Origin of the sequence: Brucella lupini, assembly GCF_002252535.1 — a bacterium.
Classification (GTDB): domain Bacteria; phylum Pseudomonadota; class Alphaproteobacteria; order Rhizobiales; family Rhizobiaceae; genus Brucella; species Brucella anthropi.
Map to the genome: position 1 here is coordinate 108,956 of NZ_NNRN01000055.1, position 26,674 is coordinate 135,629.

Sequence of the window (26,674 nt, forward strand, 5' to 3'; positions counted from 1 at the left end):
GCGTGATAGCGCCCTGTTCAATGCGGAACCGGCTCCCCCCTGCGGTTCCGCCTCACGTGGGACGCGTATATGGCTGTCTATCTGATAAAACGCATTCTTGCGCTAGTGCCGGTTCTGCTGCTGGTATCGATCTTCGTTTTCCTTCTTCTGCGCCTGACGCCCGGCGATCCGGCGGCGATCCTCGCAGGCGACACGGCGACGACCGAGCAACTGGAACGCATTCGCGAGGCCATGGGCCTTAATGAACCGATCCTGACCCAATATTTCACCTGGATGGGTAATATGTTGCAGGGCGATCTCGGTGTATCGCTGATTTCCGGCGTTCCGGTAATGGACATGGTCTCGCAACGCATCGGTCCGACCATTTCGATTGCCGTTTTGACAATCATCATTGCAGTTCTTGTGGCGATCCCCATGGGCGTCGTCGCGGCATGGCGACATCGTTCTTGGATCGATTATCTCGTGATGAGCTTTTCGGTTCTCGGCTTTTCCGTGCCTGTGTTTCTGGTCGGTTATGTGCTGTTGTTGATTTTCTCTGTCAATCTCGGCTGGTTGCCGGTGCAGGGTTTCAAGCCGATTTCATCGGGCTTCGGTGGTTTCATGGAACGCGCAATCCTGCCTTCCCTGACATTGGCCTCGATCTATATCGCGCTCATCGCCCGAATGACCCGTGCGGCGATGCTGGATGTACTGGGTGAAGACTACATCCGAACCGCCCGTGCCAAGGGAGTGAGTGACCGCCGTCTACTTTTCGTGCATGCGCTCAAGAATGCGGCCGTGCCGGTCGTCACGATTGTAGGTACGGGTTTTGCTCTGCTTATCTCCGGTGTCGTCGTCACCGAGAGCATCTTCAATATTCCGGGCATCGGTCGCCTGACCGTGGATGCGGTGCTCGCGCGCGATTACCCGGTCATTCAGGCCATGATCCTTCTGACGAGTGCGCTTTACGTGTTCGTCAATTTGCTGATCGACCTTTCCTATACTTTGTTCGACCCGAGGATTCGTTATTGATGCGCTCTGAATCGACATCGGCCGGCATGCACTGGATGCTTCGCCTGTTCTCGTTGCCGCGCGTCGCTCGCGTCGGTATCGGGCCACTGATTGCGGGCGTTCTTCTTGCCGTAATCGTTCTGCTCACTCTCATCTCGCCCTGGATCGCGCCACACGATCCATTGACCATGAACCCGTTGATGCGCCTGAAACCGCCTTCGGACGAATATCTGCTCGGCACGGATAATTACGGTCGCGATCTCTTCTCGCGCATGATCCTTGGCGGGCGGATCTCGCTCCTGATCGGGCTTCTGGCCGCAACGGCGTCGATTGCGGCCGGTGTCTTCATTGGTCTCATCTCTGGTTTCTTTCGTTCCGCCGATGCGATCATCATGCGCATGATGGATGCCCTGATGGCGATGCCGTCGATCCTGATCGCCATCGCGCTCGTTGCGCTAAACGGGCCGTCCGTCGGTTCGGTGATTGTGGCGATTACAATTCCCGAGATTCCGCGCGTGGTGCGTCTGGTCCGTTCGATTATTCTGAGTGCCCGGGAAGAGCCTTATGTTGAAGCAGCGTTGGCGCTCGGTTCCAGCACACCGAAAATTCTGTTTCGGCATCTTCTGCCGAACACGATGGCACCGCTGATTGTACAGGCGACTTACATCGTCGCTTCGGCGATCCTGACCGAAGCGATCCTATCGTTCCTCGGTGCCGGTATCAGCACAGAGATTCCGACTTGGGGCAATGTTATGGCGGAGGGCCGCCAGTTCTTCCGTATCAAACCTTCGATTGTGCTCTGGCCCGGCCTGTTGCTGACATTGTGCGTACTGTCGATCAATCTTCTGGGTGATGCGGCGCGCGATAGTCTCGATCCACGTCTCAAGAAGCGGGAGGGCTGATATGGAATTGCGCAATCGTGATTTATCGCAAGAGACCGTTGTGCTTGAGGTGGAGAACCTCGTCGTGGCCTTGCCAGGCGGCACACCCGTCCTGCGTGGAGTCAGCTTCGATATCCGCAAGGGTGAAACAGTATGCCTCGTCGGCGAATCCGGATCGGGCAAATCGGTGACCTCGCTGACGGCGATGGGGCTTTTGCCCAAGCATGCCCTCAAGGTGGAGGGCGGCGCGATCCGCTTGGATGGCAAGGACCTCCTCAAGCTGTCGCCCTACGATATGAAGAGAATCCGCGCCAAGCGCATTTCCATGATCTTTCAGGAGCCTATGACGGCACTCAATCCCGTCATGCGGGTGGGCGAACAGATCACCGAGGTGCTAGATATTCATACTGGATTGTCTGCAGATGCAAAACGCGCCAAAGTTATAAACATCATGGAGCAGGTGCATCTGCCCGATGTCGAGCGCATTTATCAGAGCTATCCGCACCAACTATCTGGTGGACAGCGACAGCGCATCATGATCGCCATGGCGCTCATTCTGGAGCCGATACTGCTGATCGCCGATGAACCGACGACAGCACTTGATGTGACGACGCAGAAGCAGATTTTGTCGCTTATTGCCGAATTGCAAGATAAGCATGGAACTGCCGTGCTGTTCATCACGCACGATATGGGCGTGGTTGCCGAGATCGCGGACCGGGTCTGCGTGATGTGCAACGGTGAGATCGTGGAGCATGGCAGAATTCGACAGGTGCTGACACAGCCACAGCAGGAATATACGAAAGACTTGCTCAGTTCGGTACCAAGCCTCATTCCACGTGCGGCGCGCGAACCGCAGGGACGCGATCCGATAATTCAGGTCCGTAATCTCGGTATGACCTACAAGAGCGGCAGCATTTTCAAAAGAAAACCCGGCGTCAAGGCATCGAGCGAAGTCACCTTCGATCTCCAGCCGGGTCGCACACTTGGTATTGTTGGTGAATCTGGTTCCGGCAAGACGACGGTGGCGCGGTCGATCATGCGCTTGATCGAGCCGACGGAAGGCGAGATCGTTGTCGATGGCCGCGACATCGCCCATCTTGGCAAGCGCGACATGAAGCCGTTTCGAAAAAAACTTCAGGTTGTATTTCAGGACCCGTTCCGCTCGCTCAATCCGCGCTGGACCATCGAACAAAGCCTGACCGAAGGGCCGCTTAACTACGGTGTCTCTTATGAAAATGCCGTTGCGGAAGCAAAGCGGCTTTTGAAGATCGTATCCTTACCGGACGATGCTTTGAAGCGTTATCCGCACCAGTTTTCAGGGGGGCAGCGCCAGCGCATCGCAATTGCCCGCGCGGTCGCCCTGCGGCCGGATATTCTGGTTGCGGACGAGGCTGTGTCGGCGCTTGATGTGTCGGTGCAGGCGCAAGTTCTCGATCTCCTGGCAGAGCTCCAGAAAGATACCGGTATCGCCATCATCTTCATTACGCATGACCTACGGGTTGCAGCACAAATCTGCGATGAGGTGCTGGTGATGAAGCGTGGCAAGGTGGTTGAACAGGGGGATGCGGACGATGTGCTGAGAAGTCCGTCGCATGACTATACGCGCGCACTGATTGAAGCGGCTCCCGGTCGTTTCTGGGATTTTGCGGCGGGACAACCCGTCGCCTAACCGTTGTCTGATTGGGGTCACAGGCCCCCCAAGATTTTCCGAGTGATTTTAAACAGGAATGAAATCATGCCCATCATACCGTTTATTGAGGAGAAAGCCGGCGAGATGCGCGCGGTTTTTGAGGATTTGCATCGTCATCCCGAGATCGGCTTTGAGGAGAAACACGCGTCGGGCGTTGTCGCCGCTCTTCTGGAAAAATGGGGCTTCGATGAAGTTCACACCGGTATTGCCAAGACCGGCGTTGTTGGCATCCTGAAGGGGCGTAATGCCGGGAATCGTCGGGTCGGCCTGCGCGCGGATATGGATGCGCTGCCTATAGACGAAATTTCCGGCGTTCCATATAGCTCGCAGAACCCCGGACGCATGCATGCCTGCGGCCATGATGGCCACACGACGATGCTGCTCGGTGCCGCGCAATATCTCGCGGCAACGCGCAATTTCGAAGGTAATGCCGTTTTCGTTTTCCAGCCCGCCGAAGAAGGGTTAGGTGGCGCACGCGGTATGATCGCGGAAGGCCTGTTCGAGCGCTTTCCGTGCGATGAAATCTACGGCATGCACAACCAGCCCCTGGGCACGCTCGGTAAAGCCGTTATCCGCAAGGGCGCGGCCATGGCCGGTGCGAGTTTCTTCGACATCAAGCTGACCGGCAAAGGCAGCCATGCCGCCCAGCCGCATAATTCGCGCGATGTGCTAGTGATCGGTGCCGACCTGGTCGGTCAGTTGCAAACTATAGTCTCTCGCAACATTCCGGCGACTGAAGCTTGTGTTGTTTCCTGCACCCAGTTTCACACCGGCAGCGCTTACAACATCGTGCCGGAAGTCGCGTCCATCACCGGTACCATCCGCTATTTCGAAAAGCGCATATGCGATCTTGCCGAAAGTCGCCTGCGCGATATTTGCGCCGGTGTCGCGGCAGGCTACGGCATTACCGTCGATGTCGAAATTCGCAATGTGTTCGATGTCTTGCGTAATGATCACGAACTGGCTGAGGCTTATATCGCGGCTGCACGTGATGTTCTGGGCGAGGAAAACGTGACCGACGATTGCCCGGCTTTCATGGGCAGTGAAGATTTTGCCGACATGCTCGCACGTGTGCCCGGTGCCTACATCAATGTGCTGCATGGCGGCAAAGCTGCCCTTCACAATCCCGCCTTTACCCTAGATCCCGCAACGTTGCCCATCGGATCGTCGATCTATGCCCGGATCGTGGAAACTCGTCTGCCTGTGAACAAGGAATTTGCCGCATGAGTGCGCATGAACTGTCATTCGATCTCGACGAGATGATCGGGCGCCTGCGCCCATGGATCGAGACGGAAAGCCCGACCTTTGATGCTGACGCCGTAAACCGCATGGTTGACGTTGCCGCTTATGATTTTGCCGCCGCGGGTGCGAGCATCGAATTCATTCCCGGACGCATGGGGTTTGGCGGCTCTCTGCGTGCACGCTTCCCGCATGCGGATCAGGGCAAGCCGGGCGTTCTGGTGTCCGGTCATCTCGATACAGTACATCCGCTCGGCGTCATTAATGTAAATCCCTTTCGCCGCGAAGTTGGCAGGATTTATGGCCCCGGCATCCAGGATATGAAGGGCGGGAATTTCGTCGCTCTCGAAGCCATGCGCCAGATCGCTCGCTCGGGACTGACAACGAAACTGCCCGTCACTTTCCTTTTGACGCCCGATGAGGAAGTCGGAACCCCCTCGACGCGTGATCTGATTGAGCACGAAGCTCTCAAGAACAAGTATGTTCTGGTGCCCGAACCTGCACGGCGCGATGGTGGTGCTGTGGTGGGTCGCTATGCGATTGCCCGCTTTAATCTCGAGACGGTCGGACGGCCCAGCCATGCCGGCTGGCTATTGACGGAAGGCCGCTCCGCCATCCGCCGCATGGCTGAAAAGATCATCGATATTGAAGCGCTCTCCTCGGATGACTGCACGTTCTCCGTCGGAGTCATTCAGGCGGGACAATGGGTCAATTGCGTTTCCTCGAACTGCAAGGCCGAAGTGCTTAGTATGGCCAAGACCCAGAAGGATCTCGAAGATGGCGTTGTGAGGATCATGGCACTTGCGGGCATGAAAGACGATGTCGAATTCATCGTGACGCGCGGCGTGACGCGGCCGGTGTGGGAAAATGCACAGCCGCAGGATATGAAGCTCTTTAACTTCGCCAATGACATTGCCAAGGAGATCGGCTTCTCCATGACCGCACAGAGTTCGGGCGGCGGGTCTGATGGCAATTTCACTGGCGCGCTCGGCATCCCGACGCTCGATTCCATCGGCGTGCGCGGCGATGGCCTGCATACTTTGGGCGAGCATATCTTCGAAGATAGCCTTGTCGAACGGGCGCGGCTCCATACGGGCCTGTTTCTCGGGCTTGAATAAAGCGTGACGGGTGCGGCCATGGTCGATGTGAGGCCGTATACGACGAGGCTGGATGCCCGGCAGGTCTCCGGCCTTAAACAGGACGTAGCCATCACGGTGGATCTGTGGGGTGTTGCCCATATTCGGGCTAACAACCTTTACGATCTTTTCTTTGCCCAGGGCTGGAACGCCGCGCGTGATCGCCTCTGGCAGATCGATATCGCGCGTAAGCGCGGTCTTGGCCTGCTGGCGCGCGATTTCGGTCCCGGTTATCTCGAACAGGACAGAGCTGCAAGACTGCTGCTCTACCGCGGCGACATGGCTCCCGAATGGAAAGCCTATGGGCCGGATTCGGAAGAAATATGCACCGCATTTGCCTTTGGCATCAATGCCTATGTTGATGCCTGCGACGCGGGTTCGATAGCGCTGCCGCCGGAGTTTGTACTGCTGGGTCATCGGCCGGATCGCTGGAAGCCGGCGGATGTCGTGCGCGTACGGACCCACTCGCTTACGCGCAATGCATCATCCGAGCTTCTGCGGTCTAAAGTGATGGCAGCAGCCGGAATCGAACGTGGCGCGAGACTCGATCAGTTGCGGAAAGAATTGTCCCACGGTGTCGACCCGCAACCGGTCGACGGGTTCGATCCGGCGATCATGACGGATCGGGTTCTGCGCGATTTCAATCTTGCCGTCAGCCCGGCGACCTTCACCAGGGACCGGCTTGCCGCCACACTTGAGGAGGCACCTCTATGGACCTCGATTGCCTCGTCCGGTGAAATTGGCAGGGCCGCATTCGAGGAGGGATCGAACAACTGGGCCATATCGGCGGCGAAAACTGATACGGGTCGCCCGATCCTGGCTCTCGATCCGCATCGCATGCATGTCTTGCCGTCGATCCGTTATGTCGTTCATCTGTCGATGCCAGGGCTGGACGTGATCGGCGCGGGTGAACCAATGGTGCCGGGCATATCGATGGGCCACAACGGCACTGCCGCTTTCGGGCTGACGATTTTCGGTGCAGATCAGGAAGACATTTATGTCTATCAGACCAACGTGGACGATCCCGATCTGTATGCCTATGACAACGGCCAGGAACGCGTCCAGACGATAGAGGAGCCGATTTCCGTGAAGGGTTGCCCGGATCAGACGGTTGCGCTTAAATTCACCCGCCACGGTCCGCTCCTGTATCAGGACGCGAAAAATAATCGCGCCTTCGCATTGCGCACTGTCTGGTTGGATGCCGGCATGGCACCGTATATGGCCAGCCTCTCAGTCATGCGAGCGACCAGCTATTCGGTGTATTCGGATGCACTAGCAGGTTGGGGTTGTCCCTCCGTCAATCATATCTATGCCGATACCAGCAACACGATCGCCTGGAAACCATCCGGTGCGACGCCTGTTCGCATCAATTGGGATGGACTTCTCCCTGTGCCGGGAGATGGGCGTTATGAATGGGGCGGATATTTGCCGCCGCAGGCCGGACCCTACGAGATCAATCCGGCGCACGGTTTCGTGGCGACGGCCAATGCGATGAACGTGCCTGACGATTGGTCGCGTTCCAATCCGGCCATAGGTTACGAGTGGCTCGACAGCAGCAGGCACGATACGCTTCATCGCGAATTGTCGCGCAGCGAACCGATTTCGCTTGCGGATTGCGCATACTTGCAATGCTCGACTTTCTCACCGATTGCCGGGCGTGTGCTCGCCTGTTTGTCGACCATGCTGGCGGTTACTGAGATGCCTGTATGGCGGCTGCTGCAAAACTGGGATGGCGATCTCACGCCTGGGTCCGCCGCCGCTGCCTTCTTCGAGGTTTGGTTCAGTAAACATCTCGGCCCGCTTGCCGCCCGGACGGAAGGTGCGACGCCGCAGATAGTTCCGTTGCTCTTCCCGTTCGATGCGCCGAGCATCGTGGTATGGCTGGAAGGGGCGCATGGCGATGCGCAGATGGCCGAACAGATTGTCCAAAGCCTCAACGATGGCTTTGCCGAATGCGAAGTTATGATGGGCTCCGATCCCGAACAATGGTCATGGGGGCATATCCACAAGCTGCATTTGCAGCACCCTTTACAGGAACTGACGGAAGAAAACTGGTCCTTGCAGCCAATCGGTCTCGGCGGAAGCAGTTCGACGCTCAATTATGCCAACTATCGGCTTGCGGATTTTTCCGTTCTGGCGGGGCCATCGGTTCGCATGGTGATCGACGTTGGGGGTTGGGATAACAGCCTGTTTATCAATAATCCGGGGCAGTCGGGTGTTCCAGAAACATTAAATTATCAGAATCTTTTTAATGGTTGGCGCGATGGAAACCATTGTCCGCTCGTCTATTCGCCAAAAGCCGTGCAAGCGGCGGCCGTGTACACAATCATGCTGACTGCATAATCGACGGTCACTGTATGAGGGATTGCCAAGTGAACTGGTGCAAGCTACGCAAAGTGGGCATGAGTGCTTAAACGGTCATTTCTGCAATGTAATCACGCGATGTTGCAAAACGTCAGCTCCGGCATGACGGCAGGCCACGGCAGTGAGCTTGTTGCTGGGAGAGTGGAAAGCCAAATTGGTCTGGTCATGCGCGGAGAGTAATCTTTAAGCGTCGTGCGCTGGCGTGAACCGTGCAGATATCTTCTCCCGTTTTTGCGGTGGCCCCGTGGAGACTTCGATTGCATCGTTAAATCCTTTTTGGGTTCAACGGACTGCATCTGGCACGACGGTTCGTGTTGGTTTGATACTGCTTCGCAGTAAGGGTTTAGCGCCCCTGGTGTTTCAATGAGACGGAATGAGAATATCGAGTACATCGCCATGTGTTGCGGTTTTGCTACCACAAATTGCACTCCTATGTGTTAGCTAGAGCTAAACTAGCTGATTCTGGAGAATAGTATGCTGCACCGGAAATACGCCCTCCTTTCGACGTGTTCGGCGTTTGCCTTCACTGTTTTTCTTCCTGCAACACTTGCTTTGGTTCCATCGCAAGCCCTGGCAGCATGTACAACGACGGGCAGTTCAACCGTTTGTACGTCGACCGCACCGGCAGTGTGGACAGCAACTGTGGGTACGGGGCGTTCGGATAACAATCGGTCTGTTGACGTGCAGTCAGGAGCAGGAATAAACACAAATAACGCTCCTGCCATCAGTATCGGAGATGGCGGTACGATCAATGTCCGTAACGGCGCAAGCGTCACAAACAACTCCACTCCATCCGGTTCGGGCCCATTCGGTACCGGTCCCAATACCATTGAATTCGGCAGCAACGGACTGCTAACAATCGAGCAAGGCGGCCGGGTTATTGCAAACGGCACCAATACGCGGGCCGAAGCCGTCAACGTGCATGGTTACGGCAACACTATCATCAATCGAGGCCTGATTCAGGGGCAAAGTAGTGCGGCGATCTGGTTCGAAGATCAGGTAACCGGCGCCAAGAATACGGTGGATAACTACGGAACTATCCAGAAACTCGGCGGCGGTAGCGTCATCGGGACCAACGGCGGTGCCGGTATCAACTTCATCAACCGTACTGGCGCTCAGGTCGTCGGCGACCTGAGCTTCGCAGGGGGCAACGATACGCTCACTTTTGAACCAAACTCAGTCGTAACGGGCAATATTAACGGCGGCGGCGGTATTAACGATCTAGTTTTGCAAGGTATTCTAGGCTCCAGCGACACCCTCGCGGGTGCACTCAGAAACTTTACCACCCTGACGAAGAACGGTGATGGTCTCTGGACGGTAAGTGGTAGCCTCACAGGATTCACTACTGTTACAGTGAATGATGGAACGCTGGCCCTGACGGGTAACAATAAAGATTATACCGGCAACGTGATCGTTCGTCCGGATGGCGTTCTAGAAGCGCGTGCGCAAAGTCTTCCCGTTAAAACCGTAATAGCCAACAACGTCAATAACGTGCAGAACGACGGCCTCGTTCGCTTCACGCAACCAGACGACGGCACTTATATTGGCCAGATCGTGGGCTCTGGCGCGGTCGAGAAAACCGGCACTGGGGTTCTGACCTTGACGCCTGCTGCCCCGGCTGGGAACACTTATTCTGGTGGTACAAGAATTAATGGAGGCACGATCGCTGTCTCGGCCGACAATGCCTTGGGCAATGCGAATGGCGGCGTCACTCTCGATAGTGGCACACTGCGTTTCGACACTTCGTTCGATCTCGCGAGCAGTCGTGCCATTGTTCTGAATGCCGGTGGCGGCACGTTCGATACGAATAACAACACGACCAATGTAACCCAGGCAATTACGGGTTCGGGCGGCCTTACCAAGGCCGGTGACGGTGTGCTCAACCTTGAGGGATCCAATGCCTTTGGTGGCGCGACTACGGTAACGGGCGGCGCACTTTATGTGAATGGCAATCAAAGCGCTGCTACGGGTGTGACAGATGTAGGAACTGGCGCAACAATTGGTGGTGCTGGCACGATCGGTGGCGACGTCACAATACAGAATGGCGGTTCGCTTGCACCGGGCCGTGCAGGGGCCGTTCCCGGAGCGCTGACAATCAACGGAGATCTCGCACTTAGTAATGGCTCGGCGCTCGAATACAGTTTCGGACAGGCCAATGTAGTTGGGGGAGCACTCAACGACCTGACAACAGTTCATGGAAACCTAACCCTCGACGGCACGATCAACGTTGTTGCCACTCCGGGCGGATCGTTCGACCCCGGTGTTTACCGTGTCATCAGCTATGACGGCACCTTGATCGATAACGGTTTGACGGTTGGAACAATCCCCGCGAGCGGCTACTACGTTCAGACGGCGGTCGCAAATCAGGTCAATCTGGTCAATACGAGCGGATTGAATTTGAACTATTGGGACGTGTGGCCCGCATCAAATGGTGCAATTGGCAACGGGGCGGTAAATGGTGGCACCGGCACATGGCAGAGTTCGGGGTCCGGTGGATCCAATATCAACTGGACCGAACCAACGGGAGCTATCAACGCACCATATCAGGACGATGCCTTCGCCATCTTTATGGCTACGGCCGGAACTGTAACTGTCGACAATAGCGTTGGTGCAGTTCGTGCGGCAGGCATGCAGTTTGCGAGCGACGGTTATGTCGTTACCGGAGATCAGATCACTTTAGTGGGGGCTCCCTCGTCGATTATCCGTGTGGGTGATGGTACGGCTGCAGGTGCCGGTTATACCGCGACGATTAACTCGGTACTTACCGGTAACACCCAACTGACCAAGACAGATCTCGGCACACTGGTTCTCCAGGGCAACAATAGCTATACAGGCGGTACGGCGATCAATGGCGGCGTGCTACAGATCGCGAGCAATGTTAATCTCGGTGGTGCAACGGGTGGCATGTCCTTTAATGGCGGCACACTGAGAACGACAACCGATTTCACGATTGATCGCGCTACGGTGCTTGAGTCCCGGGGTGGTACGATCGATACGTTTGGTGCGACGAGGCTCGATTATGACGGTGTGATAAGCGGCAATGGCGGACTAACGAAAATCGGCACTGGTACGCTTGTCCTGAATGGCGAGAATACTTACGCTGGCGGAACCGCGGTCAACGGTGGAACTGTTCAGATCAGTTCGGATGCAAACCTAGGGGCAGCTTCCGGGCCGTTTGGCATCAACGGAGGCACACTGCATTCGACCGGCAATATCGCGATGAATCGCGCGACGACCATAGGGGCTGGCAATGCGACAATCGAAACCGATGCGGGGACGATCCTCACCCAGCAGGGAAATATCGCCGGAACAGGCGCACTGACCAAAACCGGCGACGGTGCACTGGTCCTTACGAGTGCGGGAACCTACAGTGGCGGCACCACCATTGCATCAGGGCTGCTTCAGCTTGGCGATGGCGGGACATCGGGCTCAATTGTCGGCGACGTCAACAACAAAGGTATTCTGGCATTCAACAGGTCTGACGCACTCGTGTTCGATGGCGTGATCTCCGGAACAGGTAATGTTAGGCAGATCGGATCCGGCGTCACCATTCTCAACAATCAGAGTGCCTACTCGGGCGCGACATCTGTCGAGGCGGGAACGCTCGCGGCGGGCGGAGTGAATTATTTCAGCTCCAACTCTGATTTCACTGTGGCCCAGACCGGTACTCTGGCACTCAATGATTTCAACCAGTCGCTCAAATCATTGAGCAATTCAGGAATTGTTGACCTTGGACCGGAAGCAGGGACCACGTTAATCGTGACCAGCGACTATACCGGAAATGGCGGGACCGTTCGGATCGGAACCGCGCTTGGCAACGACAGTTCCGCAACAGACAGACTGGTCGTCAATGGCAACACGAGTGGAACTGGCGTTCTGGCTGTCAAGAATATCAATGGCAGCGGCGCCCAGACGAATGAGGGCATCAAGATTGTCGACATTGCTGGCGCGTCCAATGCAACATTTATGTTGATGGGCGACTATGAGTTTCAGGGCGCACCAGCCGTTGTCGGTGGTGCTTATGCCTATCAACTCTACAAAAACGGCAAAACCAATCCGAACGATGGCGATTGGTATCTGCGCTCGACTATCAAGAACCCTATTGATGGCGGTGGAACAAATGGCGGCGATGATGGTGATGGCGGCGAGGAAGTCCCACTCTACCAGCCGGGTGTCCCTGGTTACGAAGCCTATCCACAGCTTCTGCTGGGCCTGAACGGCCTGCCTACTTTGCAACAGCGCGTCGGCAATCGCTACTGGAGCAATGCAGGCAATATCATGCTCGCAGAAGGCGCTGATCCGGTCGGCTCTCCCTATGCTCCAGCAGAAGAAGCTGGCAATCTGATTGAGGGTAACGGCGTGTGGGGGCGCATTGAAGGCGCTCACACAAAGGCCGATCCACGTTTTTCCACGTCTGGGACGGATTACAGTTTCAACACACTCAAACTGCAGGCTGGCCTCGAAGGCATGCTGGCTGAGAAGGAAAACGGAAAGCTGATTGGCGGGATCACTATTCACTATACTCACGGTAAGGCCAAAACACGTTCGGTCTACGGGAACGGCGAAATTTCGACCGACGGTTACGGCTTTGGCGGTACGCTGACTTGGTATGGCGATAACGGCTTCTACCTTGATGGCCAGACTCAGGTTACCTGGTATGACAGCGATCTTATGTCTGATCTTGCCAATATGGGACTGGCAGACGGGAACAACGGTTTGGGTTATGCCTTCTCTGCGGAAAGCGGCAAGCGGGTAGCGATCGATCAGAACTGGTCGGTTACGCCACAGGCACAGTTGACCTACTCGAATGTCGATTTCGACAGCTTCAATGATGCCTTCGGTGCGCGGATCAGCCTTGATCGCGGTGAGAGCCTGCAGGGCCGCATCGGACTGGCTGTTGAACACCAGAACTCCTGGTACAACGCCAGCGGCCTCATCGACAGAACCTACCTCTATGGTATCGCGAACGTCTATTACGAGTTCCTCGATGGAACCAAGGTCGATGTTTCAAGAACGAGTTTTGCCAGCAAGAACGAACGTCTTTGGGGTGGTATCGGTCTGGGTGGCAGCTATAACTGGAGCGGAGACAAATACTCGATCTATGGCGAGGGATCTGTCAATACCAGTCTCGAAAACTTCGCCGATAGCTATAGTTACAAAGGTACACTGGGCTTCCGAGTGCGGTTCTAGAATGTAACCGCCAGTTTTACAGGCACCGGCAAACAGTTTGCCGGTGCCTGTTTTTACGATATTTCCTTGCATGGCGCGCGGCCTGGCTTTTAATTGGCGGAAATATCCATCGGTTTGATGGCCAAAGAAGCGACCTGTCTTCCGAATTTTCTCAATCACCCCTCGACTGTTGGCGTGTTCCACAGTTCCAAGTCGTTATTGTCGGCCTCGCCAAAAGCCTTCCTTGAACGCGCCTGGTCATTCTTCTGGCTCGCATCTTGCGCCTCGTCGCTGCTATCCAGCTCGAAGGCAGAAACGACGCTCAACGAGATCAATCGTATTGCCTGATCTATATGGGGTGCCGAGTTCCGGTGTTGTTGCAATTGCAACGCTGTGTTCCTTGTCCTGAGGCTGGTACTTGAATCCAAACTCATCATACTGAAGCAGAGCGCGTATGAAGAAAAACAAGGAGGCCCGCGTGAAGGGGAACAATGTATTTGCGATGCGACATATCTGGTTGCATGTATTTGTATTGGCGATCATCTGTATTTCAGAACTGGTTGGCATTCAGAAAATATCTATTGGGATAGGCGCCGTAATTTTCCTGCCGATGCTGTATGCGTTTACTCTTGGTGTCATTCTGAACCCGAGTATCTTGAAGGCGACGGGAAAAGTCCTGAAGTCCGATTCCGTCAAACTGTCAGGCACTATGATCACCATTTCTATTATGCCGTTTATTGCCAAGTTCGGCACGACGGTTGGTCCTCAAATCGAGAACATCATTGCTGCGGGACCTGCTTTGATTTTACAGGAAATCGGCAATCTGGGGACTATAGCCGTCGCTTTTCCTATCGCCGTATTCCTGCTGCGTATGGGACGAGAAACGATCGGGGCGACCTACTCCATCGATCGCGAGCCCAATCTCGCGCTTATTGCCGACAAGTACGGTCTGGATAGTCCGGAAGGCGCTGGAGTGATGGGGGTATACGCTACCGGAACGTTGATTGGCACGTTCGTTTTTGCCTTGATGCCACCGCTAGTCAACGGTCTGGGAATTTTCGATTTTCGTGCGTTGGCCATGTCGTGCGGTGTTGGTTCGGGCAGTATGCTCGCGGCCTGCACTGGTGGACTGGTGAGTGTTTTGCCAGAAAAGAAAGATCTCATTCTAGCTCTTGCTGCTGCGAGCAACATCCTCACCTATGCAACGGGACTTTATGTAGGCCTCTTTGTGGCGTTGCCGCTCACAGAATGGCTTTATAAGAAGTGCCGCCCCGAAGAATATTGCAACGCGGCATAAGGGAGAGACGGATGACTTCCAAATCAATGAAGAATACAATCGACAACCTGACTTTATCCGTCGAGACAACTGACGAACGCAAGATTGATATTGTCGAAAATGCCTTGCTCCTGGTCATTGCATGCTTTCTGGGTTTGGTTGCAAACTGGGTCGGAACAAATGTGACGCCGATCCAGGCGCTGCCCGGCATGCTCGTGCTTTATGCAGCATCTATCGGTGGCTTGATGCTGGCCCGCTTTATGCCTTTCTATTTGCCGAGTGTAGCATGGGTTTCCCTCATCGCCATTATCATCACTATTCCGGGCGTTCCGGGCGCTGATTATGTTCTGGCGAATGTCGGGGAATTAAATTTCCTGGCGCTCGCAACACCGGCGCTGGCCTACGGAGGGCTGGCGTTGACGCGTAACGAGTTCGAGATTGCCCGCCGCTCCGGATGGAAAATTGTCATCGTCGCTATTTGCGTAATGATCGGCACCTATCTTGGTTCGGTGGTAGTCGCTGATCTGGTATTGCGCATTACGGGTTAAACCGTCGCGTGGCAGGTTCGATCCCGGGCCTGCCACGAACGTGTAGGGGAAACGATATTATGCCTATTTTTCTCAGCGAAACAGATCTGGCAGAAGCGACGGCCTGGCGCCATGATCTCCATCGACATCCCGAAACTGCGTTCGAGGAAAACCGGACCTCAGCCTTCATAGCCGAAAAACTTCAGCTCTGGGGATTTAGCGTTCGCTCCGGTTTTGCTGGTACGGGCGTGATTGGTAGCTTGACGCGAGGGACATCGAAACGCGCAATCGGTATCCGCGCCGACATGGATGCCTTGCCAATCGTCGAAAAGAGCGGTGTCGATTATGTGTCGGAGACTTCCGGTAAAATGCATGCCTGCGGTCATGACGGGCATGTAACCATGGCTCTTGCTGCAGCAAAAGCTGTCAGCAAACTTGATTTTGATGGAACTGTGCACTTCATTTTCCAACCGGCGGAAGAGAACGAAGGTGGCGGTCGCGAAATGGTGCGCGAAGGGCTGTTTAAGGACTTTCCGGTTGATGCGGTTTACGGTCTTCACAATTGGCCAGCACTGGATGTTGGCACCTGTGTTGCCCGCGATGATGCGATGATGGCAGCCTTCGGTACGTTCGAGATCGAGTTGATCGGCAAGGGAGCGCACGGAGCGATGCCACATGAAGGCGCCGATCCGGTGGTCGCCGCCGCGCAACTGGTCACGGCATTGCAAACCATTGTCAGCCGGAATGTTTCGCCACTGGAATCTGCGGTTGTTTCGGTAACGCAGATGCATGGCGGTGATGCCTGGAACGTCATTCCGGAAAGTATGATCGTCCGTGGAACTACTCGCTGGTTCTTACCTGACGTCGGGGAGACGATTGTCCGCCGGATACAGGCGATTTCCACTTCAATTGCCGAAGGCTTTGACTGCACGGCGCGTGTTGCTTATGAAGAACGTTATCCATCGACGATCAATACAGCTGACAATGCCCGCAAAATCCGGAACCTGGCTGCTTCGCCCGATCTTGGTCTCAAGGTTCTTGACGAAGCCCCAAGCATGGCGGCGGAAGACTTTGCATTTATGCTGCAGGAGAAGCCGGGTTGTTATTTCTGGCTTGGTAGTCGTCGCGACGGTACCAATCCGGGCTTGCATTCGTCCTATTACGATTTCAATGACGCCCTGCTGCCAATAGGCGCCAATTTCTGGATCAAACTGGTTACAAGTGAACTGGCGGCCAGCTGATTACTGTCTGGCCCTGTTTCTATAGTCTATTCAACCTAGAAACCAACGAAGCAAAATGATGCCATGGAAACGCTTGATGCAAAAGAATTGCGGATGTTCATGGCGGTGGTCCGGATCGGATCAATCAGAGGTGCAGCCGAACATGTGAACGTTGCACCTTCCGTCGTGAGCCGTCAGATCGCCGAAACCGAGCGCAAGATTGGCTTGACTCTGTTTGAACGAAATGCGCGCGGCATGGCGTTGACTGAAGCGGGCGAGTTGGTTCTGGAGCATACTAGACGTGTTTTGGAAGAGCATAGCCTGCTTACCGAACAACTCGGGTTTCTCAGGGGCGTGCAACAACGGCGTGTCCGCATTCTTTGCGGGGAGGGATTTCTCGCCGATATCTTGCAATATGGACTTGGTTCATTCGTCAAAATCTATCCTGATGTGCAGTACGACATGCAGCTCGGCGGCACGGAAAGCGTTCTGGACGGGATTGCCAACGGGGATGCAGATATCGGAATTGCGTACAACCCGCTGGTCGATGCAAGGGTTCGCTCGCTTGCAATCTCGAAACAGCCGCTCTGTCTGGTCGCACCGCCAGAGCACCCTCTATTGGCCAAAGACAGGTTGGAACTGGCTGACTGCTCGGGTCTGCCCAATGCGTTACTAGGACCTGGCCATGGCATTACCCGGTTGGTCACCCGTGTTGCCGCCGATCGCGGTTTTGCAATCTCTCCCGTTGTCGAAACGACATCGATAGATGTTTTGAGACGGTTCGTAGTTGCCGGGCTTGGCATTACTTTTTTGCCGCGCTTTGCCGTCTCTACCGAATTGGAACGCGGAGCCGTAGCGATACGCGAATTGTCAGATCCGCTACTGGCCGAAGCTAGTGCACACCTGATGGTGCGGGCCCGGCGCCGTTTACCGCTTTCAGTCGAGCGACTGAGCGGGTTTCTCTCCAACAACATGGCAGCGTTTCGATAGATCCTTCAACGGACTGTTGCGTCGGATGAGACGCAGCGTTGCCTGTAAACCGGCTATGCCTCTGCCCCCTTTGGTGCGAGCCTTTCACCATTAATGATGCGACCAATCTGAGGGTTGGTCGATGAACAATGGAGACATGGAATGGCGCAACCTGAAAAGCCGGTAGTCGGTGTTGTTGGTCTTGGCAGTATGGGGCTCGGCATGGCTCAGACCCTTGTGGCAAAAGGGTTCGTTACGCTGGGGTTCGATCTATCAGCTGAGCGCAAGACACTTGCCCGAGCATCAAAAGTGATGCCTGCAGACACACTCGAGATGCTTTTCGAAGAATCTGAGTTTCTGGTTTTCTCTCTTCCGACGGCTCAGGATGTCGAGAATGTGGTCAACGCGCATATCCATCAGTTGACGGGCGGGCGCAGACGCGTAGTCATTATCGACACGTCGACCTCCGAGCCGGATGTCAGCCGCGCGCTGGCACAGAGGCTTGCTTCACTCGGACATGGCTTTCTTGATGCTCCTGTGAGCGGAGGCCCGGCCGGAGCCGCATCCGGCAAACTGACGATGATGATCGGGGGCAGCGATACTGATCTGGCGCTGGCGCAATCGGTTATCGAGGCAATGGCTGCCAAGGCCCTGCATGTGGGGCCTAGCGGAGCAGGTAATGTTGCAAAACTTGTCAACAACCTGCTGGCTGCGGCTCATATGGTGGCAACCAGCGAAGGCCTGAAACTTGCACTTGCCGCTGGAATAAGCCCTGAATCGGCCCTCCGTGTTCTGAACGCCGCTTCCGGTAAATCCATGATCAGCGAAGTTCACTTTCCAACCTGGATAATGAACGACCGTTTCGACAGCGGCTTTTCGATGGGGTTAATGCGCAAGGATGTACGGCTGGCACAAGAGATGGCTGAACGCGCAGGCGTGGACAATCCGCTGACATCGGTTGTGGCAAAACTCTGGGCTGGTTCGGAGCATCTCAAGGACAGTGATGACTTCACCCGAATGGGCGCTTTTCAGCCTAATTCATCAAGGTAAGGACCAGAATTATGACGCGACTACATGATCCCAAAGAACAAGCCGCACGTATTGCTCAAATTTTCGAGAGTTTCTTTCCGAAGAGAGAGATTGGCAGTTTTGTGAACGGTGAGATAGTTGCCGGAAGTGGCAACGAGCAAAATCTGACGGACCCGGCGACCGGTATAGTTTTTGCCTCATTCAAGGATGCAGACCAGTCGATTATCGATGCGGCGATGGACAGTGCGGCTCGTGCTCAAAGGGAATGGATGGCACTGACGGCATCAGCCCGCGGTCGCGTAATGAACCAAATCGCCCGCTGTATCCGCGAACATGCACCGTTGATCGCCGAAATCGAGAGCCGTTCCGCCGGTCGCCCCATCCGCGACATTCGCGGCGAGGCGGTCCGTGTGGCAGAGATGTTTGAATATTATGCCGGCTGGTGCGACAAGCTCTATGGTGATGTTATTCCAGTACCAAGCAGCCATCTCAACTATACCCGGCATGAACCAATTGGTGTGGTCACGCAGATTACGCCGTGGAATGCCCCCCTTTTTACTGGTGGATGGCAGATCGCACCCGCAATCTGTGCCGGAAATGGCGTTGTCATCAAACCTTCCGAGCTAACCCCACTTTCCACACTCATCCTGGGGCTGATGTGCGAGCAGGGTGGTGCTCCGCGCGGATTGGTAAACGTGATTGCAGGCCAAGGTCCAACTGCCGGACAGGCAGCCGTATCCCATCCACGTACGGGTTTGGTGGTTTTTGTCGGGTCAGCACAGGCCGGATCAGCGATTGCGTCGACTGCTGCAAAAAATGTGGTTCCGTGTATTTTGGAACTGGGCGGAAAATCCGGCAATATTGTTTTCCCCGATGCCAATCTGGATCGCGCGATTGTTGGTGCGCAGTCGGCTATCTTCAGCGGAGCGGGGCAAAGCTGCGTTTCCGGGTCACGCTTGCTAGTTCACCGGTCCATCCACAAGGCGTTTGTGGAGCGCTACGTTGATGCTGCCAATCGTATTGTTGTCGGAGACCCGTTTAACAATAACTCGCATGTCGGTCCGATCAACAACGCGCGTCAATGGATGAAGATTGATCAGATGGTTCGGGATGGTGTGGCCGAAGGTGCGATACTTGTGGCAGGTGGAAAGAAACCTGACGCACTGGAGGAAACCGGGGGCTACTACTATGCGCCGACAATCCTTGATCGAGTTGAACCGGCAATGACGATTGCCAGGGAAGAGGTGTTCGGTCCGGTTGTCTCTGTCATGCCTTTTGACGACGAGGCGGAAGCAATTGCGCTCGCCAACGACAATCCCTACGGTCTCGCAGGTGCCGTTTGGACCGAGAATGTCGCGCGGGCTCATCGTGTTGCAGCCAGCGTGCGGGCCGGAACCTTCTGGATCAATGGTTATAAAACAATCTCGGTCATGTCGCCGTTTGGCGGTTTCGGCCGCAGCGGTTACGGTCGCTCGAGCGGCAAGGATGCGCTGATGGCTTATACGCAAGCAAAGAGTATCTGGGTGGAGACAGCCGAAAACCCAACGGTAACGTTCGGTTACTCGCCAGAAGCATAACTGGAGGAATGGCAGCAAGGTGTTGCAATCATGGACCGATTACAAATCTTGCTGCCGCCTCTTCCGAGCGAAGCCGGTCTCAAGGAGGCGGATCGGAACTCCTGGGACCCGGGCTTGGCCGACAGGTTGCTGGTCTTGTTACTTGGTGGTGTAACCGCCGTTCACGAGGATTGTCTGGCCCGTCATCCACCAGCCATCGGAGACAAGAAAACGGATATAAGGAACGATGTCCTCAATGTCGGTAAGTCCGGTCTTTGAGAAGGTGGAGAGCGCCGCCGCCGTTTTATGATAGGCTTGGGCCTCGGCGCTTTCCTGGCCGTAAAAGAACGGTGTGTCCATCGGTCCGGGCCCGATGGCCGTCACCGAAATCCCGCGCTCACCGAACTCTTTCGAGGCCGCACGCGTGAAGTGCTCGACAGGCGCCTTGGTGCCGGCATAGCTCGAGTAGAAGGGCGTGAACGCACCGAGCAGGGAGGTAACGAGTGTCACCAGCTTGCCGTTGTCGTTGAGATGCTTGCCGGCTTCCTTGATAAAGAAGAAAGCACTCTTGGCGTTGACGGCGCTCATCTCGTCATATTCGGCTTCGGAAATCTCAACAATCGGCTTTTTGAGTACCTTGCCGACCGTGTTGATTGCAATATCCGGTCTGCCGATAGCGGCGACAGCATCTGCGAAAAGCTTTTCGACAGCGCCTGCCGTCGTCATGTCGGCCTTGATGGCGACACAATCGGCGCCGGCTGTCTTGAGCGCCGCCACGGTTGCTTCAGCATCGGCTTTGGTCGCCGGACTGTTGTAGTGGATAGCGATCGCTTTCGCGCCCTGTGCTGCAAGATCGCGGGCGATCAGTCCGCCGAGATTTTTTGCCCCACCGGCGATGATAACAGTTTTGCCCTTGATGCTGTGATCGGTCATGAGGTGGCCTCCTTAGCCAACGTGCGACCACACCAACGGCCGCTTTCGTCGGGAAAAGATATCGTCTATAATTTCGGTATAAAGATTATCATTCTGACTTCACTTGTCAGAAAAGCAGTACAATAAGGATTCCCGTGTACCTTGGACCGCATTGATCTGTTCCGTATTTTCACCCGTGTCGTTGAATGTGCGAGCTTCACCCGTGCCGCCGACACGCTTGGCGTGCCGCGCTCCTCCGTTTCCGCCGCGGTTCAGGAGCTTGAAGGACGGGTTGGGGCGCGGCTGCTTCATCGCACCACCCGCAAGGTTTCGCCGACCCAGGACGGGACGGCTTTTTACGATCGTTGTCAACGTGTTATCGCCGATGTTGAGGAAACGGAAAATCTATTCCGACAGAGTGCAGCTCAACCATCGGGCAGGCTGCGCATTGATGTCCCCGGTCGGATTGGTCGCCTGATCATAGCGCCAGCGCTTCCGGAGTTCCTTGAGCGCTATCCACAGATTGACATCGACCTTGGAGTTACGGATCGTGCGGTGAATCTGGTGGAGGATAGCGTGGATTGTGTTGTCCGCGTCGGTCTCTTGAGCGATTCAGGCCTGATTGCTCGCCCAATCGGCAGATTGGCCCTGATCAATGTCGCAAGCCCCGCCTATCTGGCGAGACATGGAACCCCAAGGGAAATAAACGATCTCGACAAGCATTGGGCTGTCAACTACGCATCACCGTCGAGCGGTCGCGTTGAGGACTGGGAATGGCTGGAAGACGGAACCTTGCGCACCTTGCCGATGCGCGGGAGGGTCACCGTCAACAGCGCTGAGGCCTACATTGCCTGCTGTCTCGCCGGGCTCGGGGTGATCCAGATTCCGGCTTACGATGTGCGAAGCCATCTCGATGCCGGTGAACTCGTTGAGCTGATGCCTGACTATCGCGCCGAACCGATGCCAATGACGCTGCTCTATTCGCATAAGCAACATCTCTCACGCCGGCTGCATGTGTTTGCCGAGTGGCTTGAGACTTTGCTAAAGCGAGAACTCCTGGATAGCCGGGGCGCATCATAAGCCGATCAATGTTAACATTGGGGTTAAGCAATTCCTGATCATTGAACGGACGCCTTCTGTCTGCCAAAGGGCGGCTCTGCCAAGCAAGCTGCAAACCGTGGCGTTTGATAGCGGGAAAGCCAAAATGGCTTTCAGTCGAGTGTTCGCAAGTGCCCGAGAATCCGTATCCGTATTTCCTTGCCGCTGCGTATAAATCTTCGCGCAGTGTCGGGGAGGTGGGTAGCTGGAGATTGATAGCGAGATGATCGATCAATTGCGTTGGTGCAACTGGAACGGTAGATGCGGAACTCAATCTCGCGGTCAATGACTTAAAGATATAAACATTTCTTTATATTCTATTGACATTATGTGGCCGATGCAGGAAGATTGTAATGCCTAGGTTCTCCGGCTGTCGTGTTCGATACGCCGGAGCTAAGAGGGAAGTCCGTGCCCCGTCTCATTCGGGAAAGCCGGCGCTGCCCCCGCAACTGTAAGCGGCAAGCTGACGTCCAGATTGTCACTGGGGTTCTCCCTGGGAAGACGGACGAGAGCAATGACCCGCGAGCCAGGAGACCTGCCTTGGCAAAATAACGTCCACGGGCGGGGTGTCCCGGTGTGCCGTAGCGAAGACCGTCTAACGGTCTGTTTTGCTATGTGTCCGCTGACCCATGCCCCCAACTTATTGGGGTAAGCCATGTCTCAAACCGCAATTCCAGTCGCCGCCAGGGGCGGGCCGGTCGTCGATCGCCCGCGGATCACGATGCGTCACGACTTTACATTCCGCGTCAAGAGCCATCATTTTGATGAGAACTATCTCCCCTTGGACAGTACGCGTATCACGACGAATTTTGCCAATTTGGCCAGAGGAGAAAATCGCCAGGAGAACCTGCGCAACGCCTTGAGGATGATTGACAACCGTTTCAACGCGCTGGTGCATTGGGACAACCCAACAGGCGATCGCTATTCCGTTAAACTCGAGATTATTTCGGTGGAGATGGTCATTGATGCGGAAGGCAGCAAGAATACTTTCCCACTCATTGAAATATTGAGAGCGAATATCGTCGATCGGAAGACAAATGAACGCGTCGAAGGTATCGTTGGGAACAATTTCTCTTCTTACGTGCGTGATTATGACTTCAGCGTCGTGCTGCCCGAATACAATAATGGTCGCACCACGTTCAGCATTCCGGATGACTTCGGGGACCTCCATGGAAAACTGTTCAAATGCTTCCTCAACTCGAATACTTACAAAGAGCAGTTTCGTAAGCCGCCAGTCATATGCCTGAGTGTCTCCAGCAGTAAAACATATCATCGTACTGGAAATCGCCATCCTGTATTGGGCGCAGAATATCAACAAAATGAACTGTCTTTGACGGATCAGTATTTCCAGAAAATGGGGTTAAAGGTACGCTTCTTCATGCCGCCGAACAGCGTTGCGCCGTTTGCCTTCTATTTTGTCGGCGATCTCCTCGGCGATTATACCAATCTTGAACTCATCAGCACGATCAGCACGATGGAAACCTTTCAGAAGATCTATAGACCCGAGATTTATAACGCCAATTCCGTGGCCGGGGCCTGTTATCAGCCAGATTTGAACCATCAGGACTATTCACTGACTCGCATTGTCTACGATCGCGAAGAGCGTAGCAGGCTTGCTGTTGAGCAGGGGAGGTTTGCTGAGGAGCACTTCATGAAGCCATATAAGACCGTTCTTGAAGAATGGTCTGCCAATTACTCCCTTTAGTAAGTCGATACATAAGGTCGCCCATCATGAAAAAACTGTTGCCCACATCTACCGCTGGTAGCTTGCCTAAACCTTCGTGGCTTGCACAACCTGAGAAACTCTGGTCCCCCTGGAAATTGCAGGATGAGCAGTTGATTGAAGGTAAACGGGATGCCCTGCGTCTGGCATTGGACGATCAGCGACAGGCAGGCATTCACATCGTCAGTGACGGCGAGCAAACACGCCAGCATTTTGTCACGACGTTTATCGAGCACCTTGACGGAGTTGACTTTGAAAAGCGTGAAACGGTCAGGATCCGCAATCGCTATGATGCGAGTGTGCCGACAGTCGTTGGTGCTGTATCGCGTCCAAAGCCGGTTTTTGTCGAAGACGCCCAGTTCTTACGTCAGCAGACCCGGCAGCCCATCAAATGGGCCTTGCCGGGGCCAATGACCATGATCGATACGCTCTATGATGCATATTATAAAAGTCGAGAGAAGCTGGCCTGGGAATTCGCCAAGGCCCTCAATGACGAAGCGAGGGAACTGGAGGCTGCCGGTGTCGATATCATCCAGTTCGACGAACCGGCGTTTAACGTCTTCTTTGACGAGGTGAATGATTGGGGCGTCGAAACCCTCGAGAAGGCAATGGAGGGGCTTCGGTGCGAGACTGCCGTGCATATTTGCTATGGTTACGGCATCAAGGCCAATACAGATTGGAAAAAGACCCTGGGAACAGAGTGGCGGCAATATGAGGAAACATTCCCCAAGCTACAGAAATCGAGTGTCGATCTAATCTCGCTGGAATGCCATAACTCGCATGTTCCAATCGAACTTATCGAACTTGTTCGAGGCAAGAAGGTGATGGTGGGCGCCATCGACGTGGCAACCAACGCCGTGGAAACCCCGGAGGAAGTTGCCAACACTCTGCGGAAAGCCCTTAAGTTCGTCGATGCCGACAAGCTCTATCCTTGCACGAACTGCGGCATGGCACCCTTGTCTCGTCAAGTGGCGACTGGAAAGCTGCGGGCCTTGAGTGCAGGTGCGGAGATTATCAGAAGAGAGCTTTCGGCCTAGTGCTGGCTGAGCAACAGGTGGTCGCCATGACTATGGTGGAGCGTCGCTTCGAAATTGTTGATAGAGCCACGTTTCACAATGACGTGGCGCTCCTCGGCTCGACAGTCAAGGTTGCAGCGAAACTTCTCTTAACGGATTGCCGCCATCGATGAACAGCCTGCCCGTTGGTTTCAGTGCAGCCCTGATGCTCTTGATTGCAAGCCTGGTGACTTCTGGATGACGGCCATCCAGTGCACCGACGCGCATTGCGAACGCCATGTCGAAAAGTTCATCACGTGCTGAAAGCTTGAGATGTTCAATTGCCACCTGCCTAAACTCCAGGCGGCCTGATTCAATTTCTTGCTCTGATCCGGTGCGCGCCAGGCGTATCGCCTTTTCGGACCGATCTATGGCAAGCACGAAGCCGCTTCCAATGTTTCGACTGACCTCTCGTGCGGCAACACCTGGACCACATCCGATTTCGAGTATGCGAAGCCCCTCCTTCAACGGAAGGGCGTTCACAAAATCGGCGATCCTCGGCGAAACAGCAGCGGGCATTTAGGAGTATTACGTCAGATCTGCTTTCATCGCCACTCATTCTGGTAGATTGCCGCCTCTGGTGTCACAAAACTCCCAAACCCTGCAACACCTTTCGTTGCCGATTTGTGAAGGGAGCAATTCTCAATCAGGAACTATCGCCTTCACGACGACAGCGTGAGCTTGCGCTACGACGAGCGCGCGATGTTGAATGCCTACCTAGTTGTTCCGCGAGGGGGAACATTTATAAAGGGTCGTTATTCAAGGAGCATGTCGAGCACACAGATTATCCCCCGATGGTAGTCTGTGTAGCTGGGCTGACGTCGAGGGCATGGTCAGGAAGACGGCTGACGTGTTTGGCTGAATTGACGCATTCGACAACAGTGCGGGCATGTCGATTGCCTTGCTGGCCATCTCAAGGAAGCACATCCGAATTGTAGCCCGTGGTTAAATCTCACAGAGTGAGCAAAGGCTTTATTTCGTTTTGCTGGGCCGCAGACCATAAATGGATCCGATTGACAATATCCTGGGGAGCTGTCGGTAGCGCTTTGTTTGGAATTACTGCGACAGTGCCTTGAAAAACCAGGATCAGATTGTCTGACTGCAAGATTGCATGATGGTACATCGCCCAACTCAGTTCGATCGTATAGATTCGTGTGGCCTGTCTGAAGCCCGTTGGTCCAATTTTGACATGGAAGTGAGGAGAGAAGGCAAGCTCCTGTTCGATATTCCAGTGCGCTATGGTTTCACTATATTCGCGATTTGACTTTTTCGAGCCGATCCACAGGACAAGCCATACAGCAATTGCGACAAGAGGCGCAGGCGCTAGGATCCAATAATCAAGGCTGGCCCGTGCCCCGGGGATAAATGCCAACGTTACAGAACAAATGAGGCCGGCAACAACGGCGGACCAAAAGGAAAGGTTCGTTCTGATCCACCAGAAATGCCGATCCCACGACCGGTCGAACATCATCCGGTAATTTTGATAGGCCTGATGTTCAAAGCCCAGAACATAGTCCGGTATCTGATCCACGTTCGGCGCATAGGTGATAGTAATGCTACGATCGTCAGCCATTCTTACCGTTTCTCTATCTCGTTGGGGCAGTGGCACATTCGAACAAGAAGCACTTCTGAACTCGGCATTTCAAGGAAAGAGCAGGTTTCTGCAGAATGATCATTTTGCCACCTAAAGAGGATGTTTCGGGAGAACAATGTCAATCTGGTGCCGAAGCTCCCGATGTGCCGTAGTCTGACGAATGAACTTTGGGTGTGGGATCAACCTGATCCGGTAACTGAACAAAGCCGGCTTTGATACTCGAGCTGCGGTGGGGAACGGATTCAG

At 54.9% G+C, this 26,674-nt stretch carries 20 protein-coding genes and 1 riboswitch; of the genes, 17 read left to right on the forward strand and 3 right to left on the reverse strand.

All coding sequences use genetic code 11. The features are described 5' to 3' along the window. Window positions 1-69 precede the first annotated feature (69 nt). The 14 genes from CES86_RS20205 to CES86_RS20270 all read left to right on the forward strand — a co-directional run bounded on the left by CES86_RS20205 (window position 70) and on the right by CES86_RS20270 (window position 20,067). Window positions 70-1,011 (forward strand): ABC transporter permease, encoded by a 942-nt coding sequence (locus tag CES86_RS20205; protein WP_094515207.1) that lies wholly within the window; start codon window positions 70-72, stop codon window positions 1,009-1,011. A 35-nt stretch (window positions 1,012-1,046) separates the two neighbouring features. Next, window positions 1,047-1,892 carry an ABC transporter permease gene (locus tag CES86_RS20210; protein ID WP_235819971.1) on the forward strand — a complete coding sequence of 282 codons (846 nt, stop codon included), beginning with the start codon at window positions 1,047-1,049 and terminating at the stop codon, window positions 1,890-1,892. Between the two features lies 1 nt (window position 1,893). Then, on the forward strand, window positions 1,894-3,540 hold the full coding sequence (locus CES86_RS20215) for an ABC transporter ATP-binding protein (RefSeq protein ID WP_094515209.1): 1,647 nt from the start codon (window positions 1,894-1,896) through the stop codon (window positions 3,538-3,540). Window positions 3,541-3,606: 66 nt separating this feature from the next. Next, the gene (locus CES86_RS20220; RefSeq protein WP_094515210.1) at window positions 3,607-4,788 is read left to right on the forward strand and encodes a M20 aminoacylase family protein; all 1,182 of its coding nucleotides are present in this window, start codon (window positions 3,607-3,609) and stop codon (window positions 4,786-4,788) included. After that, on the forward strand, window positions 4,785-5,918 hold the full coding sequence (locus CES86_RS20225; protein WP_094515211.1) for a M20/M25/M40 family metallo-hydrolase: 1,134 nt from the start codon (window positions 4,785-4,787) through the stop codon (window positions 5,916-5,918). The genes CES86_RS20220 and CES86_RS20225 overlap by 4 nt, the downstream gene beginning before the upstream one ends. A 3-nt stretch (window positions 5,919-5,921) precedes the next feature. Further along, window positions 5,922-8,279, forward strand: a complete 2,358-nt coding sequence (locus CES86_RS20230; protein WP_235819961.1) for a penicillin acylase family protein — start codon at window positions 5,922-5,924, stop codon at window positions 8,277-8,279. Between the two features lie 663 nt (window positions 8,280-8,942). Continuing rightward, window positions 8,943-13,490 carry an autotransporter outer membrane beta-barrel domain-containing protein gene (locus tag CES86_RS20235; protein ID WP_235819962.1) on the forward strand — a complete coding sequence of 1,516 codons (4,548 nt, stop codon included), beginning with the start codon at window positions 8,943-8,945 and terminating at the stop codon, window positions 13,488-13,490. A gap of 117 nt (window positions 13,491-13,607) precedes the next feature. Further along, entirely contained in the window at window positions 13,608-13,817 is a 210-nt protein-coding gene (locus CES86_RS20240) for a hypothetical protein (protein WP_094515213.1), read from the forward strand. Between the two features lie 106 nt (window positions 13,818-13,923). Next, complete coding sequence (locus CES86_RS20245) at window positions 13,924-14,766, forward strand: DUF3100 domain-containing protein (RefSeq protein WP_094515214.1); 843 nt, start codon at window positions 13,924-13,926, stop codon at window positions 14,764-14,766. Window positions 14,767-14,777: 11 nt separating this feature from the next. Next, window positions 14,778-15,293: a hypothetical protein gene (locus CES86_RS20250; protein WP_094515215.1), complete on the forward strand. Its 516-nt coding sequence runs from the start codon at window positions 14,778-14,780 to the stop codon at window positions 15,291-15,293. Window positions 15,294-15,352: 59 nt separating this feature from the next. Further along, on the forward strand, window positions 15,353-16,513 hold the full coding sequence (locus tag CES86_RS20255) for a M20 aminoacylase family protein (protein WP_094515216.1): 1,161 nt from the start codon (window positions 15,353-15,355) through the stop codon (window positions 16,511-16,513). 63 nt (window positions 16,514-16,576) lie between these two features. After that, window positions 16,577-17,482 (forward strand): LysR family transcriptional regulator, encoded by a 906-nt coding sequence (locus CES86_RS20260; protein WP_010660411.1) that lies wholly within the window; start codon window positions 16,577-16,579, stop codon window positions 17,480-17,482. Between the two features lie 141 nt (window positions 17,483-17,623). Further along, window positions 17,624-18,511 (forward strand): NAD(P)-dependent oxidoreductase, encoded by an 888-nt coding sequence (locus tag CES86_RS20265; RefSeq protein WP_010660410.1) that lies wholly within the window; start codon window positions 17,624-17,626, stop codon window positions 18,509-18,511. A gap of 11 nt (window positions 18,512-18,522) precedes the next feature. After that, window positions 18,523-20,067 carry an aldehyde dehydrogenase family protein gene (locus CES86_RS20270; protein ID WP_094515217.1) on the forward strand — a complete coding sequence of 515 codons (1,545 nt, stop codon included), beginning with the start codon at window positions 18,523-18,525 and terminating at the stop codon, window positions 20,065-20,067. A 138-nt stretch (window positions 20,068-20,205) separates the two neighbouring features. Here the strand turns inward: CES86_RS20270 and CES86_RS20275 are convergent, their stop codons facing one another. Further along, on the reverse strand, window positions 20,206-20,979 hold the full coding sequence (locus CES86_RS20275) for an SDR family oxidoreductase (RefSeq protein ID WP_094515218.1): 774 nt from the start codon (window positions 20,977-20,979) through the stop codon (window positions 20,206-20,208). Window positions 20,980-21,120: 141 nt separating this feature from the next. Between CES86_RS20275 and CES86_RS20280 the strand changes: the two genes are divergently transcribed. The 3 genes from CES86_RS20280 to CES86_RS20290 all read left to right on the forward strand — a co-directional run bounded on the left by CES86_RS20280 (window position 21,121) and on the right by CES86_RS20290 (window position 24,816). After that, window positions 21,121-22,038, forward strand: a complete 918-nt coding sequence (locus CES86_RS20280; protein ID WP_010660407.1) for a LysR family transcriptional regulator — start codon at window positions 21,121-21,123, stop codon at window positions 22,036-22,038. 360 nt (window positions 22,039-22,398) lie between these two features. Then, a riboswitch (cobalamin riboswitch) is annotated at window positions 22,399-22,613 on the forward strand. Between the two features lie 164 nt (window positions 22,614-22,777). Then, on the forward strand, window positions 22,778-23,761 hold the full coding sequence (locus tag CES86_RS20285; protein WP_094515267.1) for a DUF1852 domain-containing protein: 984 nt from the start codon (window positions 22,778-22,780) through the stop codon (window positions 23,759-23,761). A gap of 26 nt (window positions 23,762-23,787) precedes the next feature. Further along, a complete protein-coding gene (locus tag CES86_RS20290; protein WP_094515268.1) occupies window positions 23,788-24,816 on the forward strand; it encodes a methionine synthase in 1,029 nt (342 codons plus the stop codon). Between the two features lie 105 nt (window positions 24,817-24,921). Here CES86_RS20290 and CES86_RS20295 read toward each other — a convergent pair whose 3' ends face one another. Together CES86_RS20295 and CES86_RS20300 are read right to left on the reverse strand one after the other, a co-directional pair. Next, window positions 24,922-25,353 (reverse strand): class I SAM-dependent methyltransferase, encoded by a 432-nt coding sequence (locus tag CES86_RS20295; protein WP_010660404.1) that lies wholly within the window; start codon window positions 25,351-25,353, stop codon window positions 24,922-24,924. 433 nt (window positions 25,354-25,786) lie between these two features. Then, window positions 25,787-26,407, reverse strand: coding sequence for a hypothetical protein (locus tag CES86_RS20300; protein ID WP_029928543.1), 621 nt, complete (start codon window positions 26,405-26,407; stop codon window positions 25,787-25,789). Between the last annotated feature and the right edge of the window lie 267 nt (window positions 26,408-26,674).

Coding starts and splice junctions, on each gene's coding strand:
- CES86_RS20270 (WP_094515217.1), top strand. CDS start 18,523: ATGACGCGACTACATGATCCCAAAGAACAAGCCGCACGTATTGCTCAA.
- CES86_RS20225 (WP_094515211.1), top strand. CDS start 4,785: ATGAGTGCGCATGAACTGTCATTCGATCTCGACGAGATGATCGGGCGC.
- CES86_RS20205 (WP_094515207.1), top strand. CDS start 70: ATGGCTGTCTATCTGATAAAACGCATTCTTGCGCTAGTGCCGGTTCTG.
- CES86_RS20250 (WP_094515215.1), top strand. CDS start 14,778: ATGACTTCCAAATCAATGAAGAATACAATCGACAACCTGACTTTATCC.
- CES86_RS20215 (WP_094515209.1), top strand. CDS start 1,894: ATGGAATTGCGCAATCGTGATTTATCGCAAGAGACCGTTGTGCTTGAG.
- CES86_RS20285 (WP_094515267.1), top strand. CDS start 22,778: ATGCGTCACGACTTTACATTCCGCGTCAAGAGCCATCATTTTGATGAG.
- CES86_RS20290 (WP_094515268.1), top strand. CDS start 23,788: ATGAAAAAACTGTTGCCCACATCTACCGCTGGTAGCTTGCCTAAACCT.
- CES86_RS20245 (WP_094515214.1), top strand. CDS start 13,924: ATGAAGAAAAACAAGGAGGCCCGCGTGAAGGGGAACAATGTATTTGCG.
- CES86_RS20265 (WP_010660410.1), top strand. CDS start 17,624: ATGGCGCAACCTGAAAAGCCGGTAGTCGGTGTTGTTGGTCTTGGCAGT.
- CES86_RS20240 (WP_094515213.1), top strand. CDS start 13,608: ATGGCCAAAGAAGCGACCTGTCTTCCGAATTTTCTCAATCACCCCTCG.
- CES86_RS20295 (WP_010660404.1), bottom strand. CDS start 25,353: ATGCCCGCTGCTGTTTCGCCGAGGATCGCCGATTTTGTGAACGCCCTT.
- CES86_RS20255 (WP_094515216.1), top strand. CDS start 15,353: ATGCCTATTTTTCTCAGCGAAACAGATCTGGCAGAAGCGACGGCCTGG.
- CES86_RS20300 (WP_029928543.1), bottom strand. CDS start 26,407: ATGGCTGACGATCGTAGCATTACTATCACCTATGCGCCGAACGTGGAT.
- CES86_RS20275 (WP_094515218.1), bottom strand. CDS start 20,979: ATGACCGATCACAGCATCAAGGGCAAAACTGTTATCATCGCCGGTGGG.
- CES86_RS20260 (WP_010660411.1), top strand. CDS start 16,577: ATGGAAACGCTTGATGCAAAAGAATTGCGGATGTTCATGGCGGTGGTC.
- CES86_RS20220 (WP_094515210.1), top strand. CDS start 3,607: ATGCCCATCATACCGTTTATTGAGGAGAAAGCCGGCGAGATGCGCGCG.
- CES86_RS20210 (WP_235819971.1), top strand. CDS start 1,047: ATGCTTCGCCTGTTCTCGTTGCCGCGCGTCGCTCGCGTCGGTATCGGG.